17 protein-coding genes are annotated in these 19,914 nt (G+C 62.4%); 7 read left to right on the forward strand and 10 right to left on the reverse strand.

Features of this window, described 5'->3' with window-relative positions; all coding sequences use genetic code 11:
- Window positions 1–202 precede the first annotated feature (202 nt).
- Together PZN02_RS26145 and PZN02_RS26150 are read left to right on the forward strand one after the other, a co-directional pair.
- Window positions 203–1,501: a DUF445 domain-containing protein gene (locus PZN02_RS26145; protein ID WP_280661869.1), complete on the forward strand. Its 1,299-nt coding sequence runs from the start codon at window positions 203–205 to the stop codon at window positions 1,499–1,501.
- Window positions 1,502–1,732: 231 nt separating this feature from the next.
- Entirely contained in the window at window positions 1,733–2,254 is a 522-nt protein-coding gene (locus PZN02_RS26150; protein WP_280661870.1) for an HMA2 domain-containing protein, read from the forward strand.
- 30 nt (window positions 2,255–2,284) lie between these two features.
- On the opposite strand, the gene PZN02_RS26155 is transcribed toward PZN02_RS26150, so the two are convergent.
- The gene (locus tag PZN02_RS26155; protein ID WP_280661871.1) at window positions 2,285–5,446 is read right to left on the reverse strand and encodes a cation-translocating P-type ATPase; all 3,162 of its coding nucleotides are present in this window, start codon (window positions 5,444–5,446) and stop codon (window positions 2,285–2,287) included.
- Between the two features lie 109 nt (window positions 5,447–5,555).
- Window positions 5,556–5,831, reverse strand: a complete 276-nt coding sequence (locus PZN02_RS26160) for a DUF5132 domain-containing protein (protein ID WP_280661872.1) — start codon at window positions 5,829–5,831, stop codon at window positions 5,556–5,558.
- A 467-nt stretch (window positions 5,832–6,298) separates the two neighbouring features.
- On the opposite strand from PZN02_RS26160, the gene PZN02_RS26165 reads away from it, so the two are divergent.
- Complete coding sequence (locus PZN02_RS26165; protein WP_280661873.1) at window positions 6,299–7,099, forward strand: inositol monophosphatase family protein; 801 nt, start codon at window positions 6,299–6,301, stop codon at window positions 7,097–7,099.
- Window positions 7,100–7,138: 39 nt separating this feature from the next.
- Here PZN02_RS26165 and PZN02_RS26170 read toward each other — a convergent pair whose 3' ends face one another.
- On the reverse strand, window positions 7,139–8,311 hold the full coding sequence (locus PZN02_RS26170) for an MFS transporter (protein ID WP_280661874.1): 1,173 nt from the start codon (window positions 8,309–8,311) through the stop codon (window positions 7,139–7,141).
- Window positions 8,308–8,859: a GNAT family N-acetyltransferase gene (locus PZN02_RS26175; protein WP_280661875.1), complete on the reverse strand. Its 552-nt coding sequence runs from the start codon at window positions 8,857–8,859 to the stop codon at window positions 8,308–8,310. Before PZN02_RS26175 ends, PZN02_RS26170 begins: the two co-directional genes overlap by 4 nt.
- 97 nt (window positions 8,860–8,956) lie before the next feature.
- Here PZN02_RS26175 and PZN02_RS26180 point away from each other — a divergent pair, with 97 nt between their 5' ends.
- Entirely contained in the window at window positions 8,957–9,913 is a 957-nt protein-coding gene (locus tag PZN02_RS26180) for a LysR family transcriptional regulator (protein WP_280661876.1), read from the forward strand.
- 171 nt (window positions 9,914–10,084) lie between these two features.
- Window positions 10,085–10,444 carry an SPW repeat protein gene (locus PZN02_RS26185; RefSeq protein WP_280661877.1) on the forward strand — a complete coding sequence of 120 codons (360 nt, stop codon included), beginning with the start codon at window positions 10,085–10,087 and terminating at the stop codon, window positions 10,442–10,444.
- A 297-nt stretch (window positions 10,445–10,741) separates the two neighbouring features.
- On the opposite strand, the gene PZN02_RS26190 is transcribed toward PZN02_RS26185, so the two are convergent.
- The 6 genes from PZN02_RS26190 to PZN02_RS26215 form a co-directional block, all read right to left on the reverse strand.
- Window positions 10,742–11,830: a Gfo/Idh/MocA family protein gene (locus PZN02_RS26190; RefSeq protein ID WP_280661878.1), complete on the reverse strand. Its 1,089-nt coding sequence runs from the start codon at window positions 11,828–11,830 to the stop codon at window positions 10,742–10,744.
- Between the two features lie 8 nt (window positions 11,831–11,838).
- Window positions 11,839–12,624 carry a ThuA domain-containing protein gene (locus PZN02_RS26195; RefSeq protein WP_280661879.1) on the reverse strand — a complete coding sequence of 262 codons (786 nt, stop codon included), beginning with the start codon at window positions 12,622–12,624 and terminating at the stop codon, window positions 11,839–11,841.
- 69 nt (window positions 12,625–12,693) lie between these two features.
- A complete protein-coding gene (locus PZN02_RS26200; RefSeq protein WP_280661880.1) occupies window positions 12,694–13,722 on the reverse strand; it encodes an ABC transporter ATP-binding protein in 1,029 nt (342 codons plus the stop codon).
- Window positions 13,723–13,760: 38 nt separating this feature from the next.
- The gene (locus tag PZN02_RS26205) at window positions 13,761–14,591 is read right to left on the reverse strand and encodes a carbohydrate ABC transporter permease (protein ID WP_280661881.1); all 831 of its coding nucleotides are present in this window, start codon (window positions 14,589–14,591) and stop codon (window positions 13,761–13,763) included.
- Window positions 14,591–15,571: a carbohydrate ABC transporter permease gene (locus PZN02_RS26210; protein WP_280661882.1), complete on the reverse strand. Its 981-nt coding sequence runs from the start codon at window positions 15,569–15,571 to the stop codon at window positions 14,591–14,593. The genes PZN02_RS26205 and PZN02_RS26210 overlap by 1 nt, the downstream gene beginning before the upstream one ends.
- 240 nt (window positions 15,572–15,811) lie before the next feature.
- Window positions 15,812–17,077: an ABC transporter substrate-binding protein gene (locus PZN02_RS26215; RefSeq protein WP_280661883.1), complete on the reverse strand. Its 1,266-nt coding sequence runs from the start codon at window positions 17,075–17,077 to the stop codon at window positions 15,812–15,814.
- 481 nt (window positions 17,078–17,558) lie between these two features.
- Here PZN02_RS26215 and PZN02_RS26220 point away from each other — a divergent pair, with 481 nt between their 5' ends.
- Window positions 17,559–18,602: a substrate-binding domain-containing protein gene (locus PZN02_RS26220; RefSeq protein ID WP_280661884.1), complete on the forward strand. Its 1,044-nt coding sequence runs from the start codon at window positions 17,559–17,561 to the stop codon at window positions 18,600–18,602.
- 102 nt (window positions 18,603–18,704) lie between these two features.
- The gene (locus tag PZN02_RS26225; RefSeq protein ID WP_280661885.1) at window positions 18,705–19,913 is read left to right on the forward strand and encodes a TIGR03862 family flavoprotein; all 1,209 of its coding nucleotides are present in this window, start codon (window positions 18,705–18,707) and stop codon (window positions 19,911–19,913) included.
- Window position 19,914: the final 1 nt, after the last annotated feature.

The following is a 19,914-nucleotide window of genomic DNA, read 5'->3' on the forward strand; positions in this document are numbered from 1 at the left end:
GGGCAGCGATCCACGCCCGAACGCCCATCATAGCAGCTCTTGCCATGCTTGTTGATTCGGTGGTTATCGGGCGTTGAAAGATTTCTACAGAGCCGCGCGTCCAATCGGACGCGTAGTGATTTCGTCCCTAAATCGATTCCGATTTAAGGGATCTGCAGCAGCCGCGAGGCCCCGGCAGCGCGTCGATCAAAGAGGTTATGCCATGGCACCGGATCGCATTCGATCACCTGACGCCCCATTCCCAGCTTCGGGCACCCTACCGCCGGTTCGTTCCGAAGATGTCCTGCGGCGGCGCCTCAAGCGCAATCGCACCCTGGCAACATCGCTTCTCGTCACCATGGGCGCCGTCTTTGTCGGAACACACTTCGTACCCGATCCCGGCCTCGCCACAAGGCTGCTGCGCGCGACAGCCGAGGCAGGAATTGTCGGCGGGCTTGCCGACTGGTTCGCGGTGACGGCGCTTTTTCGGCACCCGTTGGGCATTCCCATCCCGCACACGGCCATCATCCCGAACAGCAAGGAGCGCATCGGGCAGACCCTTGGCCGTTTCATCGAACGCCACTTCCTGACTCAGGATGTGCTGCTGAAGAAGCTCAGGAGCGCCAACGCGGCGCAGCGCTTTGCGACATGGCTGTCGACCCCGGAGACTGCACCGGTCATCGCAAACGCCGTCGTCGCAGCGATGCCCTACCTCGTTCGCTCTCTTGATAGTCACGACCTGCGCGAGTTCGTCCGACGCACGCTCGGCAAGCAGCTCCGCCAAACCGATATCGCGCCCGTCATGGGCCGCGTGATCCACATGGTTACCGCGAGCGGCGAGGCGGATGTCCTGTTCGAGCGCGTTCTGGGTGTCGCCGCAGAATGGCTCGAAGACAACCGGGACCAGATCTACGGGCTGGTCCAGCAACGCAGTCGCTGGTGGATCCCGAAGACCATAAACCGGAAAATTGCCGACGCAATCATCACCGGCTGTGCCGATCTCCTCAATGACCTCAGAGAGCCGGAGAGCGAGGTGCGATTGAAGTTTCGTGAGGCACTCGCGCATCTGATAAATGAGCTCATCAATTCTCCGGAGCAGCGCAAGCAGATCAACGCGTCCAAGAATCGCATCCTCGAACATCCGGATGTTCAGGCCTGGGTCGCGGCCGTGTGGCAAGAGACCTCGCGGGTCATGCTCGAAGACCTGTCGCAGCCGACGTCGAAAGCGCGCGCGGCGGTTGAGAAGATCTGCATGCTCATCGGCCGGGCGCTTGCGACTGACGAGGCGATGCTGAAACATATGGACGAGTTTCTGGAGGAACTTGCCGTGTACCTGGTCTCATGGCGTCACGAGATCGGCAAGTTTGTGACGGAAGTGGTCAGAAGCTGGGACAGTCCGACGCTCGTTGAGCGCCTGGAACTCGTCGTCGGCAGCGATCTCCAGTACATCCGGATGAACGGCACCATCGTCGGCGCCCTGGCCGGCAGCCTTATCTTTCTCACCTCTCAATTGATCGGGTAGCCGCGTTCTTCGTGCGGAGCGGCTACTGCATGATTCCTTAAATCGGAATCGATTTAAGGACAAAATCATGCAGCAAATCAAAGTGCTACAGCGACCTTTGCGCGTCCGATTGGACGCGCGGCGCTGTATGCCCCTTCGACTGTAGTTATACTGTCATGCTCTCGGACTATATGACCGCAAGGCGAGCCCATGTGGGCCGGAAATACCCGAGACACGAAGAGCAGACGACCAATGCCAAGCAGAAATTATGCCCAGATCATCCATCGCGCACGTGGGCGAGTGCGCATCAGGATCCCGGCACGGCGACATCACGCATCGTATTTCGACGAACTTCGGACCAATCTCCTGGCCTGCGAAGGCATTGTTGCCGTCCAGGTCAATCCACTCACCGCAACTGTTCTGATCGAGCACGACGAATCGTGTGACCTGACTAGCCTGGACCACCTGCTTTCCGGGCTCGATCGCGCAAACGCCCGACGTGAACCCCTCTGCGAGCGCCAGCCGCTGCCGCCTGTCGCGCGGATCGATGCCCACGTTCGCACGCTGTCGGGAGGCGAGATGGATCTCGGCTCGCTGATCGTGAAAGTCGCGCTCGCGTTAATCTCGCGCCAACCGGGCGGTCTGATCGTTGAGCTGGGTGTCGAGGCTGCAACGCGCTCTGCCCTTTGGCTCGCCACCCCTGCAGCCCGGCCGGTCGCTCCGGCTGGCCCCGAAATTGCGGAGCAACGGCACGCCCTTCCCGCAGCGGCGTAATTGTTCGATCCACCACATCAATAGTGCCGCCTACAGCGTCCTTTGCGCGTCTGGTAAGACGCGCTGCGCTGTAGGTTCCATCGATGACCGCGCGAAGGTGAGCGGCGCACTTGCATGGCTTGTGCTGGCCCTGAGGGCCGATTTGCGCGCCTCGGCGATCGCAAATGGGAGTGTTCCGCCGGCGAGCATGATGCCTGCATCAAGGATCCCGAGCGGGGCCAGGCCGAGCAGTCTGCGTATGCCGGGCACGAACAAGGCGGCCGACTGCGCCGCCACCGAACCGGCCAGAATGCCTGTGAGTGCCGGATTGGCGGGGCTGGATCCGCGATCGAAAACACTGCGAGTAGACGAGCGGCAGGTGATCGCATGGAGCAGTTGGGCCATCACCAGACTGCCGAAGGTCATGGTCCGCACGATCGGCGAAGCAGTCCCATAGCGCATCGCGCCGTAGAGTCCTGCCGCCATGGCGCCTGAGCCAAGGAGCGCCGCCTCGCTGGTGAGCGAGCCGAGATTCTGGACTCCAGGCAGGGCCTTGTCCGCGACCAGGGGCCCGTCCTGCATTCCGGCGGCTTCCGGAGGCTCCATGGCGAGACCGAGTCCCGGCAGCACGTCGGAGATCAAATTGATCCACAGGAGTTGCATCGGCGAGAGGACCTCGCCAAGGCCCACGGCCATGCCACACAGCATGACGAGGACCTCGCTGAAATTCGTGCTGAAGAGATAGTGTATCGCCTTGCGGATATTCGTGAAGGTGGTGCGGCCTCTCTCGATTGCCGGAACGAGCCCGCCCAGATCATCCGTGGCGAGATAGACGTCCGCAGTCTCGCGTGCCGCTGCGTACGGGTCCCGACCCAAAGCGATGCCGACATCGGCAGCGCGGAGCGCCGGACTGTCGTTGATGCCATCGCCGATCATCGCCACCGTAGCTCCCGATTGCTGCAGGGCGCGAATGATCTTGAGCTTCTGCGCGGGGCTGACGCGGGAGAAGGCCTGCGCCCGGCGCGCCGCAACCGCCAGCTCGGCCTCCGTCATGCGGTCAACCTCGACGGCGTCGACAATTTCAATGTCTCCCGTCCCGTTCAGGCCGACCTTTTGGGCGACGGCTCGGGCCGTCGCCCGCTGATCGCCGGTCAGAATGATCGTCTGGAGTCCGGCCCGATGAAGCTCCGCCATCAGCGATTTCAGACCGGGGCGGACGGGATCGGCCAGGCCGGCGAGGCCAACCCATGTCAGTTCCGCAACCGCGGGTTCCTCTGAACCTTGCGCTTCGTCGTCAACATCGCGATAGGCGAAACCGAGCACCCGCAGCGCTTGGTCTGCCAGTTCTGCGTTGATTTCCTTGATCCGGTCGCGACGCTCTGGCGTCAGAGGCCTGCGCCCACCGCCGGCCAACCCCTCCCACCGGCAGCGATCGAGCACTTCGAGAGGGCTGCCTTTCACGGCGAGAAGCAGGCGACCGTCCTTGGCATGCGCGCTCGCCATAAAACGGTACGTTTCGGTGCGTTGCTGCAGGGACACCTTCGGGAACCCTCGACGCAATGCAGCAACATCCATGTCACTGTCGATCGCCGCTTGGACGAGCGCCTTCTCGGTCGCTGAACCGTTTGGGATGCTGTCGCCTTCATGTGCCTCGACCTCCGCCTCGCTGCAGAGACAGCCGATCGTGAGCAGCCTTCTCAAGCGATCGTCTCCGTTTGGATGCGTCGCGGCATATCCCTGGCCGTCGAGCCGGCTGCCCTCTCGAGCCTGGTAAATCTGATCTCCACAGGCGGCCACTTCCAGCGACATGCGCCCGAAGGTCAGTGTGCCGGTCTTGTCAAAGCAGACGACTTGCACGGCTGCCATCGGTTCCACCGCATCGAGCCGGCGCACGAGAATATTCCGTCGCCTGAGGTCCTCGACACCGAGCGCGAGCGTGGTAGCGGCGAGCACGGGCAGCCCCTCTGGAACCGCGGCCACGACAACGGACAAGGCCGATCGGGCCGCCTGGTAGAGCGCGAACCCGCGCAACCAGCCGATGCCGACAATGAGGCCGCCTGCATAGAGCGTCAGCCATCCGAGCTGTCGCCCCAGGTCCCCAAGCTGCCGCTGCATGGGTGTTTGCGGCGCCAAGGTTGCACCGACGAGCTGTTGAACGCTGCCGATCTCGGTCCGCGCGCCGGTCGCCACGACAATGGCCGTGCCGCTCCCGCCGGTCACGACCGTGCCGCGGTAGACCATGCTGGTCCGCTCTGCGAGCGGAAGCGTCGCGGCTACGGGCGCATCGGTTTTGCGGACCGGCATGCTCTCACCGGTCAATCCGGCCTCGCTGATAGTCAATCCGCGTACGGCGGAAAGCCGCGCGTCGGCCGGCACCACCATGCCGCGCTCCAGCATCAGAACATCGCCCGGCACAAGCGTCTCCGCTGCCACCTCGTGCGGATTGCCATCGCGGATCACTCTCGCGGCCTGCGGCGCCGGCAGGTTCAGGCTCTGGATGATCCGCTCCGTCCCGGTCTCGGTCCGGTAGCCAATCGCGGCGTTCACTCCCATCACCGCCAAAATCGCCCCTACCTCGAGCAAGGCTCCAGTGACGAGAGAGACGACCGCTGCGCCAGCAAGGAGCGCGACGGGTACGCTGTCAAACTGGGCGAGAAAGATGCTGAAGTTGGAGCGTGTTGGAAGCTCCGGTAGAGCGTTGCTTCCCGCACGCGCCAAGCGCTCGCGAGCCTCGTCTTCGGATAATCCACGTGTACGAGACGTCACAAGGTCAGTCGCTACCGCTCCTGCGTCCAGATGGTGCCAGCCCTTTTCGTCACGTGAATCGTCGTCGGACAGCTCGATGCCGGTCTGCAGGAGTTCGATGATCCGCCCGATGATCGCCTCGAGTGGCGTGGCGGGATCGTAATGAACGAGCAGATTGCCGGTTAGCGGGTTCGCCGTGGCACCGGAAACGCCGGCAATCGCGGGGAGAGTACGCTCCAGAAATCTCTGAACATGGTTGCTTTGCAAGAGCGCGTCGATATGAAGACGGACCCGCCCAGGCACGGCGTGCACCAGCCTGACCGGGACAGACGTCGGCGCAACGCCGTCGGCACCGGCCACACCTTGCGACTGATCCTGAAGGTCGCCTTGCCGACGGGATGAGTGGTTGTCGCTGCTCGGCCCAGGCCCTTCTTGCCCGCGCAGACCACCTGTTGCCATTTGGGGCATACGACTATCCCTCGCCAGCAACTCCTACAGCGTTGCGCGTCCTTTCAGACGCGCAAACGACGCTGTGCCGGCGATGTGATGAATACGTGTCTGTTTCTGATTTTCGCCGTTACGATGATTTCGCCGCCGGACGTTTAGCGGGCTCGGTCCCACCGTTGGGGCCTGCCATTTCGGCGCGCGCTTCAGCCACGAGATCTTCGTAGCCTTCGCCGAGTTCAGCCGCAGCAATTCGGCCCTGATCGTAGGCAACAAGGCCGGCCTTGATGACGGCTTTGATCATCGGCCTTGCTATGGGAACAATGATCGGCGCGAGCATGAGTGCGCCAACGCCGACGGCAACGCTGGTAAGGACGTTACCTTTAAATGCGTCTTCGAGTAAAGCCATGTTAGGTCTCCCTTTCTGCCCCCTCTAACGCGTCGGTGAAATCGCTGATGAAAAGAGCGTCTCTGTCGGCATTTCTGCCGAGCCAGCATCAGCTCAATAATCTTGCCCCCCAACGGGACCTTCTCAGCCACAGCGCCCTCAAGTGCATGCGCTGCATGTCATCAAAGTATCACAATTCGCTCTGTCATGTTCAACTGAAAATCCAAACCCCAGCCGAAATCGGGGCATTCTTGGGCCAAATGGGTGACCTTTATTCGGCGGGTCGGCGTGTGGCGGGAAGAAGAGCGCGGGTTCAGGCCCAACCTTCGGCGATCATGTCGAATACGAGGTGAAGACGGCCGTCGGTATGCTATTCGTTGTCGATCCCGCCGTCGAAAGAGCGCTGGAACCGGCAACGGATGTCGCGATCGGCTTGAGCGCACATTGTTCGAGAAACCGCATTTTTAAAGCAAACCAAGGAAAACTTCATGACGTCACACGATCCCTCCGGGCTCGAAGCCCGACTGGCTCTCGCAGAGGCGGTTGCACGCGAGGCAGGCGCCGTCGCGCTCGACTATTTCAACCGGCGCGAGACGCTGGTCGTCGAGACCAAGCGGGATCCGCAGGATGTCGTCTCGATCGCCGATCGCGAGGTGGAGAATCTCGTCCGAACCCGTTTCGCCGCCGCCTATCCCGACGATGGCGTGCTCGGCGAGGAATACGGCCTGGAGCAGGGAAGTTCCGGCTTCACCTGGGTCATCGATCCGATCGACGGCACCAGCCCCTTCCTCAATGGCATGCCGAACTGGTGCGTTTCGATCGCCCTTCTTAATGACGGCGTACCGGTGGTCGGCGTGATCTCGGCGCCCTGCCACGACGAACTTTATGCAGCAGCACTTGGCCGCGGAGCGCGGCTCAACGGCAAGCTGTTGTCGCTCGACACCTCACGCAGTATTCGCAACGCCGTCACCGGCATCGGCGCCAACAATCACGTGACGCCGGCGTTCGTCGGCAAGATGGTCGAGAGGCTGCTTGAAGCCGGCGGCAATTTCGTTCGCAACGGCTCCGGCGCGCTGATGCTCGCCTATGTCGCCGCCGGCCGCCTCGTCGGCTATTACGAGCCCTATATGCACGCCTGGGACTGCCTCGCCGGCTACTGCCTCGTCAAGGAAGCGGGCGGCTGGTACCTGCCCTTCCCCGTCGAGGGCGAGCGCCTGACCAAGGGCGCTGCCGTTCTCGCGGCGGCACCGGGCGCGGTCGATGACCTGAAGAAGGTGGCGGGTCTCTGAACGGCGCGGCCGCTTCGAGTGTGATGAACCTGCGGATGCCTATTGCGCCTCTTGACCATAGAGCTGCGATATCAGGACCGCGGAGATAAAGGTGCCGAATGCCAGGATGAGCGAGAAGCGCAACGCGGCACCGCTCCCCTGGCTTTCGATGATGCCCGCATAGAGCAACGGCGCGAGTGCTGAAGCGAAGAACGCCGGCGCCAGCATCCAGCCCGAAAGCCTGCCATAGGCACTTGGATCGAAGAGTTGCAGCGGCTGGACGCCGCGCACGATGGTAAAAAGCCCGATGCTGAGGCCGTAGGTCAAGGCAAAGGCGGCCGCACCGAGCGAGTGCCCGCCCCACGCCAATCCTATGGCGAAGGCGAGCGGCAGCCCGGCAGCGGCAATCACGCCAAGGCGGAAGGAACTCATCTTGCCGCCGAAGGCTACCTCCCAGAGCCTTGCGAGCGACTGGCCGATGCCTCTGAGGGAGGACACGATCACCACAGTCCCGGCAGCAAGGCCGAGACCGCTGAAGATGCCAAGCATATGGGCGGACAGCCCGGAATTGATGAAGGCCGACAGGGTGCTCATCACCGTGAAGAGGAATGCAGCAGGCCAGATCCGCGGGCGGCAAGCGCGCTCCGCGCCGATCTCTGCTTGCGCCGCCACGTCTCGCTGATTGCCGCTTGGAAGCATCCAATGGAGAGCCATGCCGACCAGCGCCAGAAGGGCATAGACGAAAAGCGCGTGCCGCCACCCGACTGACGCCACGAGCGCGTCCCCGACCGGCCAGAACGCGGCGGAAGATAACCCGCCAAGCAGGGTAACCTTCGAGATCGATCGCCGCGCCCCAGCGCCGCCGGCTCTCGCGAGCGTCGCGAAGGCAGCCTCGTAAAGCGTCATACGCATGGCGATACCGAGCAGCGCCCAGGAAACGTCGTAGAGGAGAAGGCTCTCGGAAAGACCAAGGCCGACGAAGGCCACCGCCATCAGGCCCGAGCCGGTCGTCATGACCGCGCGACCGCCATGCTTGTCGATCATGTCTCCGACGATACCCGAGACCAGGCCCATGACAACAAGCGCGCCGGAAAAGCCGCTATAGACGAGCGTTAGCGCCCAGCCGGTGTCCGCCGCGATTGCGGGACCGAAGACACCGATCATGTAGTAGGAGATGCCCCAGCAAAGAAATTGCGAGAGGCTGAGCAGGACGATCGTCCTGTCGCCGATCATCTGCGCTCACCGGCAATCGTGTCGCCAGGGCCAATCGCACGCTGCATCAGCACAGTATCCAGCCAGCGCTGATGTCTCCAGCCGACGGCCTTGAGGATACCGACGAGTTCGAAGCCGAGCTTTTCATGAAGTCGTCGGGAGGTGAGATTGGCCGAGTCGCCGATGACTGCCACCATCTGCCGAAATCCGCGGATCTCCGCTTCATGGATGAGCCCGGCCAGCAAACCGGAGCCGACGCCGCGGCCTTGCGCATCGTCGCGGACATAGACCGAGCTTTCGACGGTTCCACGATAGGCGGGACGGGCGCGATAGGCACCGGCATAGGCATAGCCCGCGACCTCTCCTTGCAGCCTGGCCACCAGGTAGGGATAGCCCGCTGCGACCAGCGCTTCGCGCCGGGCGGCCATCTCCGCTTCCGTCGGCGGCTCAAGTTCGAAACTCGCCGTGCCAAAGCGCACAGCCTTTGCGTAGATCGCGGTGATCGCCGGAATGTCGCGCAATTCGCATGGCTCGAATGAAATGGCTTCGGGCGAGAATACGGCTGTCATTTCTTGGTCCCTGCATTTTCGAATGACAACGAGAATGCCCTGGAAGCTGCCTCCAATAAAGCTTATGCTTCTCATGCAAAGCATAAGGAAAACTTTGGTGAAGAAGCTCAGCCTCGAACAGTTGGACACTTTCGCCGCCGTGGTCGAACTCGGAAGCTTCTCGGCGGCGGCGGAACGCGCCGACATCAGCCAGCCGGCCGTCAGCCTGCAGATCAAGCAGCTCGAGCGCTATCTCGGCGTCAGGCTGATCGAGCGTGTCGGACGGCGCGCGCAACCGACAGCGGCCGGTCGCGATCTGCTGATCCATGCCCGGCGCATCGAGAAGGAGGCCTCCGACGCCTTGGAGGCGATGACGCCCTATCGCAGCGAAGCGGCGGGCCGCATCCGCATCGGAACCGGCGCGACCGCGTGCATCCATCTGTTGCCAGCCGTCATTGCTCGGGTAAAGGCAAGGATGCCGGGGCTGGAGATCACCGTGCATACAGGCAACACGCCCGACATTCTCCACGACTTGGAAGCAAACAGGCTCGACCTTGCCATCGTTACGCTGCCGGCTCCCGGCCGTTCGTTCGAAGTCGAAGAGATCTACCGGGACGAGATGGTGGCGGTCGCCCCTTCGCAGGAGAGGTTGCCCCCGGGCGGGGTCGACGCCGCCATCCTCGGCACCAGGACCTTGCTGCTCTACGAAGGCGGCAATACGCGCCGCGTCGTGGACCAGTGGTTTGCCGAGGCAGGCGTTCAGGTGAAGCCGGCAATGGAATTCGGGAGCGTCGAAGCGATCAAGCGCCTTGTCGGCGCCGGGCTTGGCTGGGCCATTCTGCCGAGACTGGCGCTGGACGGCAGCTTTGCATCGAACCGTTCCAAAACGACAAACCCGGCCGATTCCAACGGGTTAGGCGAAGATCGCGACGAATGTTCCTCGCTCGGGCAAGATTCGCTGGCGTCCTGCCCTCTTGCCCCGAGACTCAATCGCTCGCTGGCGATGGTTGTCCGCCGGGACAAACACCTCAATCGTGGCCTCAGGGAAATGATGCGCGAAATTCGGGGCAAATAATCCATAAAATCCGTGTGTTGCGGGATTTCTTGAATTGGGTTCGATTTGAGCGTAAAATTACTCCAGCAATTCAAAGCGTTACAGCGACCGTGCGGACTGAGGCAGCGGAGCTGAAACGTAAGGCGCACGCGAGGGTGACGCTTTGGTCAAGCTTCATACGTGGAGGTTGTCATGCCAAACACTCTCATTGCGGGAAAAAGGGCCCAGGACTGGGCGAACCTGGTCCTTGCGGTGTGCTTGTTCCTCTCCCCCTGGGTTATCGGTTTTGCGGCTGAGCCCGTGCCGACCTGGAACGCCTGGATCGCTGGCATCGTGCTTGGTGCGCTGGCGATCGCGGCGCTCTCGGCCTTCGCAGAATGGGAGGAATGGGTGAACATGGTGATCGGCCTCTGGCTGATCGTGTCTCCCTGGCTGCTCGGCTTCATGGCAAACATGAACGCGATGTGGACACACGTCATTCTTGGCGTGCTCGTCGCGGCATTGTCGGCCTGGGCTGTCTGGGACTATCGCCACCCGCAGTCGCACGCCTAGATCAATTCACTGTTTCATTGAAACAGTGAAATGATCTGACACTTTCAACTTGCGCAATTCCGGACCGAAAGCCGCTACACACTTTTCCCGGAATTGCGTAAGAGCGCTGCGCGCTCAGAGGAACGCGCAGAAGCGATCGGCTTTTCAATCGGGACTATCCTTCCCGCTTCCAGCGAATCCGGCCATTGCATGTTTCCTTAAGTCGTCGGGATAAAACATGCAGCAATTCAAAGTGCTACAGCGTCCTTTGCGCGCCTGAAGAGACGCGTGGCGCTGCAGAAGCGGGATTGTTTGTCGTCAACCTCCGACGACCGCGCGTTGTTCCTCGTCCGAAAACGCGTCTTCCACATCCAGTTCGCGCCGCTCTCTTTCGGTTTCGATGGCAACATCGAGCACCTTCTGCAGATTGGTGGCATGGCGGAATGTGGGTTCGACGGTCTGACGGGCTGCGACCGCCTCGGCGAAGCGCTGGTAATTGGTCGGCACCGTCCCGGCGTCGAGCTCGCGCCAGATCGCCTTTTCGACATCGGGGCCGAGGCAGGCCTTGAGGAGCGAGCCGTCCGGCGTATGCATCACCTCCAGCGCGCCCTTGTCGCCGTGCAGCCTCAGCCTCAACTCGTTGAGATGCCCCGTCGCCCAGCGGCTGGCATGGATCACGCCCATCGCGCCGTTTTCGAACTCCGCTGTCATCGCGAAGCTGTCGTTCGCATCAAGGTCGTATTCGCCGATGCGGTTGTCGGGTGCCTTGTCGAACGCCTTCAGCCGGGCAAAGACCCGCTCGACCGCGGTGCCGGCGCCATAGCCGGCGAAGTCGAGAATATGGATCCCGACATCACCAAGCACGCCGTTGGAGCCGTGCTTGGTCGACAGCCGCCACAGCCATTTCGATTCGCTCGCCCAGTCGCCCCACGCCTTCGACACCAGCCAGCTCTGCAAATAGGAGGCTTCGAGATGGCGCACCCTGCCGATTTCGTCCGCAAGCACCAGCTCGCGTGCCCGCTGAAGCGGCGCGACATTGCGGTAGGTGAGGTTCACCATATTGACGACACCGGCGCGCTCCGCGGCTTCGGCCATTTCGGCGGCCTTGTGGTAATTTTCCGCCAGCGGCTTTTCGCACAGCACATGCTTGCCGGCGGCGATCAGGGCCAGCGTCGTGGCATGATGGGCGTAGTCCGGCGTGACGTTGGTCGCCGCGTCGAATTCGCCCCAGTCGATCGCGTCTTCAAGCGAGGTGAAGACGCGGGCGATGCCGTGCGTGTCGGCAAAGGCGCGCGCCCGCGACGGGTCGACGTCGACTGCGGCGACAAGCTCGACGCCGTCGATCTTGGCAAAGGCTAGTGCATGGCTGTTGGCCATGCCGCCGGTTCCGAGAATAAGCAAACGCATGATGGACCTCATCGATATCCTGCTTCGCCGGCCTGGTGGAGCTTCGGCCCCCGCTCGACGATCGGCTCCAGCGCCTTCTCCACCGGCACGTTCGGCGCCTCGTGGATCGCCTTGTACGTGCCCTGTGGATTGTGCGCCCATTTTACCGCGTTGCGCAGCACCGTCTGCACCGTCGCATCGTGATAGGTCGGATAGGTTTCGTGGCCGGGACGGAAATAGAAGATGTTGCCGGCGCCGCGCCGCCAGGTCAGCCCCGAACGGAACACCTCGCCACCCGCGAACCAGGAGATGAACACCGTTTCCAGCGGCTCCGGCACGGAAAACTGCTCGCCATACATCTCCTCGTTTTCCAGCACGAAATTCTCGCCGAGACCGGCGGCGATCGGATGGCGCGGATTGACGACCCAGACGCGCTCGCGCTCGCCCGCCTCGCGCCATTTGAGCGCGCAGGGTGTACCCATCAGCCGCTTGAACACCTTGGAGAAATGACCGGAATGAAGCACGATCAGCCCCATGCCTTCCCACACCCGCTTGGCCACCCGCTCGACGACCCGGTCGTCGACGGCACCGTGATCCTTGTGGCCCCACCAGACGAGCACGTCGGTCGAAGCCAGTCGCTCTTCGCTCAAACCGTGCTCCGGCTCCTGCAAGGTCGCCGTCGTCGCGGCAACCGCCGGGTCTTCGTTCAGCGTTGCCGCGATCGTGTTGTGCATGCCATTCGGGTAAATCTCCCGAACCACCGCATTCGTCTGCTCGTGGATGTTCTCACCCCACACGATGGTGTTGATAGCCAAGGTCATTCTCCTCGTGGTTACTGCATCCGCTGCCGGATGCCCTTGTCTGGTGGTTAATTTGCGGCGAGGTTACGCCGCGCCGCGTAATTCCGTGCGGCCGATCGCGCGTCCTGCTGCATCAAAGCGATGAAGGTGGCCGGCGGCCGGGGAGATCTGCACGGTTTGCCCGGGCAGATGCCTGGAGATCCCGCTTTCGCGGACGATCACCGGCTCGCCTGCGTCGATATCGATATAAACATAGCTGTCGGAACCGAGCATCTCGGCGTGGACGATCGTTCCGTTCCATTGACCGGCGCCCTCGACGATCTCCAGGTGTTCCGCCCTGATGCCGATCGTTTGCGCCTTGTAGGGCTCCGCGAAGGCGCCGGCCAGAAAGTTCATTTTCGGCGAGCCGATGAAGCCGGCGACAAAGATCGAGTTCGGGTTTTCATAGAGTTCGAGGGGCGTGCCGATCTGTTCCACCAGCCCGTCCCTCAAGACGCAGATCCGGTCGGCGAGCGTCATCGCCTCCACCTGGTCGTGCGTCACATAGATCATCGTCGTGTTGTGCATGCTGCGATGAAGTTTTGCGATCTCGATGCGGGTCGCCACTCGCAGCGCCGCATCGAGATTGGAAAGCGGTTCGTCGAAGAGGAAGACCTTCGGGTCGCGCACGATCGCACGGCCGATCGCCACGCGCTGCCGCTGCCCGCCGGAGAGCTGGCGGGGCAGGCGCTTGAGATAGGGTGTGAGCTGCAGCATCTCGGCCGCCGCTTCGACCCTTTTCCTGCATTGTTCCTTATCCTTGCCGGCGAGCTGCATGCCGAAGGCCATATTGTCGTAGACTGTCATATGCGGATAAAGCGCATAAGACTGAAACACCATGGCGATACCGCGGCGGGACGGGGCGAGCTGATTGACGATTTGTCCGTCGAAGGCCAGCGTTCCGGAGGTGATTTCCTCCAGGCCCGCAATTAGCCGCAGCAGCGTGGATTTGCCGCAGCCGGACGGCCCGACGAAGACCATGAATTCCCCCGTCCGGATGTCCATGCTGACGCCCTTGATGACCTCGAAGGCGCCAAAGGACTTGCGAATGTCCCGCAATTGTAGCTCTGCCATTTCCTTCTCCTAAATCAAGGGGATGCGAGTCGTCTGCCCTAGCCTTTGACGCCGCCGGCCGTGAGGCCGGAAATGATCCGCCGCTGAAAGATCAGGACGAGGATGACGAGCGGCGCCGTGACGATCACGGACGCGGCCATGATGTTGCCCCAGGGTACTTCGAACTGGCTGCCGCCCGAGAGCAGCGCGATCGCAACCGGCACCGTGCGCTGCGTGTCCGAGGATGTGAATGTCAGCGCGAACAGGAACTCGTTCCAGGACGCGATGAATGCAAGCAGTCCTGTCGTCACCAGAGCTGGCCACATCAGCGGCATGAACACGCGGGTGATGATCACCCAGGGCGATGCACCGTCGACGATCGCCGCCTCCTCGATTTCGACCGGCAGATCGCGCATGAAGGTGGTGAGCACCCACACCGTGAACGGCAGCATGAAAATCATGTAGGAAAAAATCAGCGCCAGCGGCGTGTTAAAGACGCCGATCAAGCGCACGAGCTCGAACAGGCCGGCGAGCACGGCGATCTGCGGGAACATCGATACCGACAGGATGGCGAGGAGAAGCAGCCCGCGCCCCCGGAAGCGGACACGTGCGAGCGCGAAGGCCGCGGTGATCGCCAGTAGCAGCGACGCGGCGACGACCAGGGTCGCGACGAGCAGCGAATTGCCGAGATTCCTCAGGAAGCTGCCATGCGTCAGGATCTCCTGGTAATTGGCAAGCGAAGGCGCCGACGGCCAATGGTCGACGCGGAAGAGCGCCGTGCCGGATTTGAAGCTCGTCAGGATCGCGTAGTAGAACGGGAACACCGCGACGACGACAATGACGGCGACGAGGGCATAGAACGCGGTTCGTTTTGCGACTGTCATGAGCATCAGCGTTCCCCCTCCAGGTTGACGCGCCCGAACCACATGTAGAGCACGGTGATCGCCGCGATGATGAGGAACAGCATGGTCGAGGCGGCGGCGCCGTAGGCAAACTTGTCGAAATCGAAAAGGTTCTCGCGGGCGAGCACCGACATCGTCTTCGTTTGCGCGTTGTTCGGCGTCAGCACGTAGATCAGGTCGAAGATGCGCAGCGCATCCAGCATGCGGAAAATGACCGCGACCATCAGCGCAGGCCGTATCAGCGGCAGGGTGATGCGCCAGAAAACCTTGACCGGATGAACGCCGTCGATTTTCGTGGCCTCGTAGATATCGCCCGGCACCATCTGCAGGCCGGCGAGGATCAGGAGCGCCATGAACGGCGTCGTCTTCCAGACATCGACGATCAGCACCGCGATCATCGCGGTATCGGGGCTCGCGGTCCAGGCGATCTTCTGGCTGATCAGGCCGAGGCTGAGCAGGATGTCGTTGAGGATGCCGAACTGGTCGTTGAGCATCCATGCCCACATTTTCGCGGAGACGATGGTCGGGATCGCCCAGGGGATGAGGATCGCGGCGCGCACGAGGCCGCGCCCGGGAAACCGTGCATTGAGCACCAGCGCCACGATCAGGCCCAGCGCCGTTTCGATGCTGACCGAGATCACCGTGAACCTCAGCGTGTTCCACACCGCGTTCCACCAGGCGGCGTCGGCGAGCAGGCCCCTATAGATCGTGCGCCCGCTCTTAAGCGTCACCCAGGAGAGATAGTTCTGCAGGCCGACGAACTCGGCAGCCGAAAGATTGGTCAGCGAGGCGTTGGTGAAGCTGAAATAGATGGTGCGGACGAGCGGCCAGCCGGCGACCATGGCCAACACCAGCAAAGTCGGCGCCAGGAAAATCCAGGCCGAACGCAGACGCTGCGCCTGAAGGTCAGAGCCTATCCTTTTGCCCGCAATCGCAGACTGCGGCCCCGCGAGAGAAACTTCGGTCATGACACGAGCTCACTGGTTGGCGTCCAGCTCTGGGCGGAACGTTCGACCTGCTGCATGGTTCCCTGGATCTCAGGGGATCCGGGGAAACCGCTTTGTATTCAAAGGCTTGAAATACTCTTCGGGGTCCCGAAGAGCCTGCGATGCTACTTTCGACGACAGCCGGCGGCCGGCTGCCGTACTCTTTTGTGCATGTCGTTATCCCAAAACCGCTGCGCACTTTTGGGTCATGCATCGTGGGCCTTACCAGCCGTCTCCCTGGAGCTCGGTCAGGTCGACTTCGAGCAGTTCAAGGTTTTCGGCGGCCGTGCCGTTGCCCGAAAGCGTGTTGTGTACGGCGCTCCAGAACTTGGAGGAAACCTCGTTGTACTTCACCTTCGCCACGGCCGAGGGGCGCGGCACGGCATCCTGGAAGATCGGTTTCCAGTTCGGCATGAAGGGCTGTGCGGCGGCGACCTCCTTGTCGTCATAGAGTGCGGCGATCGTCGGCAGGTTCGACAGCTGGATGGCGCGCGCCTTCTGGACTTCCGGCGAGCCCAGGAACTTGACGAAGGCAATCGACGCTTCCTGCTCGTCGGAATATTTCGAAACCGCGAGGTTCCATCCGCCGAGTGTCGAAGAGGGCTGATCACCGTCTGTCGCCGTCGGCAGCGGTTTCACCTCGAACTTGCCCTTGACCGCGCTGTCGTCGCCGTTTCCGAGCGCATAGGCGTAGGGCCAGTTGCGCATGAAGACGGCATTGCCCGTCTGCCAGACGCCGCGCGACTCCTCCTCCTGATAGGCGAGCACGCCACTCGGAGAGATCGTGCCGATCCAACCCTTGACCCGGTCGAGGGCCGCTGCTGCCTTTTCGTTGTTGACGGAGATCGTGCCGTCGGCTTCGACGATCTGGCCGCCGCCGGAGGACTTGATCCATTCGAGCGCGTTGCAGGTCAGGCCCTCATAGGCGTTGCCCTGGAAGACAAAGCCCCAGATGTCGGGATTGCCGGCCGCGCGCTCCTTGTCCTGGATTTCCTTCGCCGTGGCGGCGAGCTCATCCCAGGTCTCTGGCGGCTTCTTGCCGTATTTGTCCAGCAGATCCTTGCGGTAGTAGAGCGCTGGCGCATCGGTGTAGAACGGCAGCGCGACCAGCTTGCCGTTAACGGTCTGCGATTGAATGATCGAGGGGAAGTGCGCGCCGGCCACGTCCTTGGTGGCCTCGGTCAGGTCGACGAATTGATCGGCAAGCTGCGGCGCCCAGATGACGTCGGTCTGATAGACGTCGACATCCTTGTTTCCAGCCGCGAGCCAGAGACGGTACTGGCTGAACTGCTCGCTGCTCGAGGGCGGCATCGTCACGAGGTTGACCTTGTGACCGGTGTCCTTTTCGAACTTGGTGATCTGCTCACGCAGAAAGCTCAGGTTCTTGCCCGTCGAATTGGCCGCCATGGATATCTCGGCGGCGGCGGCAAGATCGGCAGCACCCGCGATGGCAGCGCAAAAAATCAGCGTCCTTACGATAGGCTTCATTTTTTCTAGCTCCTCCAAGCTCCCCCGGTTTCGTAACATCCCCTAAATTCGAAAGCGGTTTGGCTGGCGAGCAAGCTGGCAGAAGCCCAAATCTCTGTCAAGATGTGCTCCAGACCGGCGTCACAACGAAAGCGAGCATGACTTATATCGTTGTTTTTCAACGAGAAATATACTGTTTTAGCCTGTGGATCGTTGCGACCGCGGGAGTCCGCCGGGATACTGATTGGGCGTGAATTTACCGGAAATTTAAAACGATTTGGCTGTCTGCTACTCCACGCCATTTGGTTGGTGTGCGACCCCGTTTCCCTCACGAACGGTTGTTACCACCGGCAAACAGCGTATAGTCCTGCGCAAATGCCACGGCGCCGCGTACTTATCCGACGTGCAAAGTCGCCATGGCAGTTCGGTGTCTGCATGATTTCGAATCGGCTCCGATTTGAGAACCATGCAGTGGGGGCGTGCAGGGAATACGATCGATCACATGAAGCTCAAGGAGTTCGCCAAGCAGTTGGGGCTGTCCCCGACGACGGTCAGCCGCGCTTTGAGCGGCTATCCCGAGGTCAGCGAGAAAACCCGCAAACGCGTGGCGGAAGAAGCGGTGCGTCTCGGCTACCGACCGAACGTCAACGCCGTGCGCCTCGTCACGGGACGCGCCGGCGCGATCGGCGTGGTGATGGGCCGCAACGGCGAGTTCCAGTTCTCGGAATATATGAGCGGCATGGCCGAGCGGCTGGATAGCCAAGACATCGACATCCTCGTAAGCCCGATCGCCGAGCAGGGAGGCAAGGACGAGAGCCAGCTCTATAGCCGGCTTGCGACCAGCGGTCGGGTCGATGCCGTGATCATCCATTCGCCGATGCCCAACGACGAGCGCATCGCGCTCCTGCACAGGCTGGGAATGCCGTTCCTTGTCCATGGCCGCTCCGAGACCGAGGTTCCCCACGCCTGGCTCGACATCGACAACGAGGGCGCCATCCGGCGCGCAACCTCGCATCTCATTGATCTCGGCCACAGGCGCATCGCGATGATCAACGGTCGCGCCGGCCTGACCTTTTCACTTCATCGCGACCAGGGCTATCGCAAAGCTCTTGAGCAGCGCGGCATCCCGTTCGATCCGCGCCTCATCGCCCATGGCCATTTCACCGACGAATTGGGCTTCCGCTTCGCCCGCTCCTTCCTCGAACAATCGCCGCAGCCGACGGCATTCGTTGCGGGTTCGATGATGACTGTGCTCGGCGTCTACCGCGCCGTGCGCTCCTTCGGGCTTGTGGTCGGCCGGGACGTTTCCGTCATCGCCCATGACGACGTCTTCCCCTACCTCACCGCCGACAACATGGTGCCCTCGCTCTCGACCACCCGCTCGTCGCTGCGCGCCGCCGGCGCGCGCTCGGCCGACCTCGTCCTGCAGCTCCTGTCGGGTAAGCCGGCGACCGAGATTCACGAGCTCTGGTCGGTCGAGCTCATTCTTCGCGAGTCCACCGGCCCGGTGCCGCACTCAGACGCAATTCCGGACAAAACAGGCTGAACATCGGCCGGCAGACGTCGACCGCGCCGGTCGACACGCCCTTGCGCCCTGCCCTTTGGCAGGCCAAGACTGCGGGCAAAGATTCGCACGTCAGACAGACAGATGAAGACAAGAGAGATCGCGATCATCGGCGGCGGGCCGGCGGGCCTCATGGCGGCGGAGGTGTTGTCTCGCCTTGGCCATTCGGTGACGATCTACGACAGCATGCCGACGGTCGGGCGCAAGTTCCTGCTGGCTGGCAAATCCGGCCTCAACATCACGCACGCCGAGGATTATGCGCTCTTCGCGACGCGCTTCGGCACCGCGTCGGACCGGCTGCGCCCTGCGCTTGACGCCTTCATGCCGAACGACCTGCGAGACTGGGCTGCCGGGCTTGGCACGGAAACCTTCGTCGGCTCCTCGGGGCGCGTCTTTCCGACGGTCATGAAGGCCTCCCCGCTCCTGCGCGCCTGGCTGCGCAGGCTGGAAGCGCAGGGCGCCGAGCTTCGCACCCGTCATCGCTGGTCGGGTTTCGATGACGGCGGCTATGCCTTCGAGACGCCGGAGGGACGCACGGTCGTCCATTGCGACGCCGCCTTGCTGGCGCTTGGCGGGGCGAGCTGGCCGCGGCTCGGCTCCGATGCCGGCTGGCTGGCCTTGCTGCGCGAAAAGGGCGTCGCGGTCAGCGATTTTCGACCCGCCAATTGCGGCTTCGATGTCGCCTGGAGCGAGAGCTTTCGCGACCGTTTCGCCGGCGAACCGCTGAAATCGGTGACGGCTTCGTCTGATGCCGGCGTCTTTCCGGGCGAATTCGTGGTGACACGGCACGGCATCGAGGGCAGTCTCGTCTATGCCCATGCGTCAAGCTTGCGCGACCGGCTTGAGCACGACAGCGAAGCCACACTCGTGCTCGACCTCGTGCCCGGACGAACAGTGGAGCGCCTTGCCCGCGACTTCAAGCGGCAGCACGGCAAGGCAAGTTTCTCCAACCGTCTTCGCAAAGCCGCAGGCCTTGCCGGCGTCAAGGCCGCATTGGTGCGGGAGGTGGCACCTGCAGCCCTTCAGGCCGATCCGCATGATCTCGCGAGCCTGATCAAAGCCTTGCCGATTCCGGTTCTAAGACCCCGGCCGATCGCAGAGGCGATTTCCTCGGCGGGCGGCGTCAGCTTCAGCAGTATCAACGACGACTATATGCTGAAGGCGCTTCCGGGGGTATTCGTCGCCGGCGAAATGCTCGATTGGGAGGCGCCGACCGGCGGCTATCTGCTGACGGCCTGCCTTGCCACGGGACGCGCTGCGGCGCGCGGGATCGAGGCCTGGCTGAAGCGGTGAT

The organism is Sinorhizobium garamanticum, assembly GCF_029892065.1.
Lineage (GTDB): Bacteria > Pseudomonadota > Alphaproteobacteria > Rhizobiales > Rhizobiaceae > Sinorhizobium > Sinorhizobium garamanticum.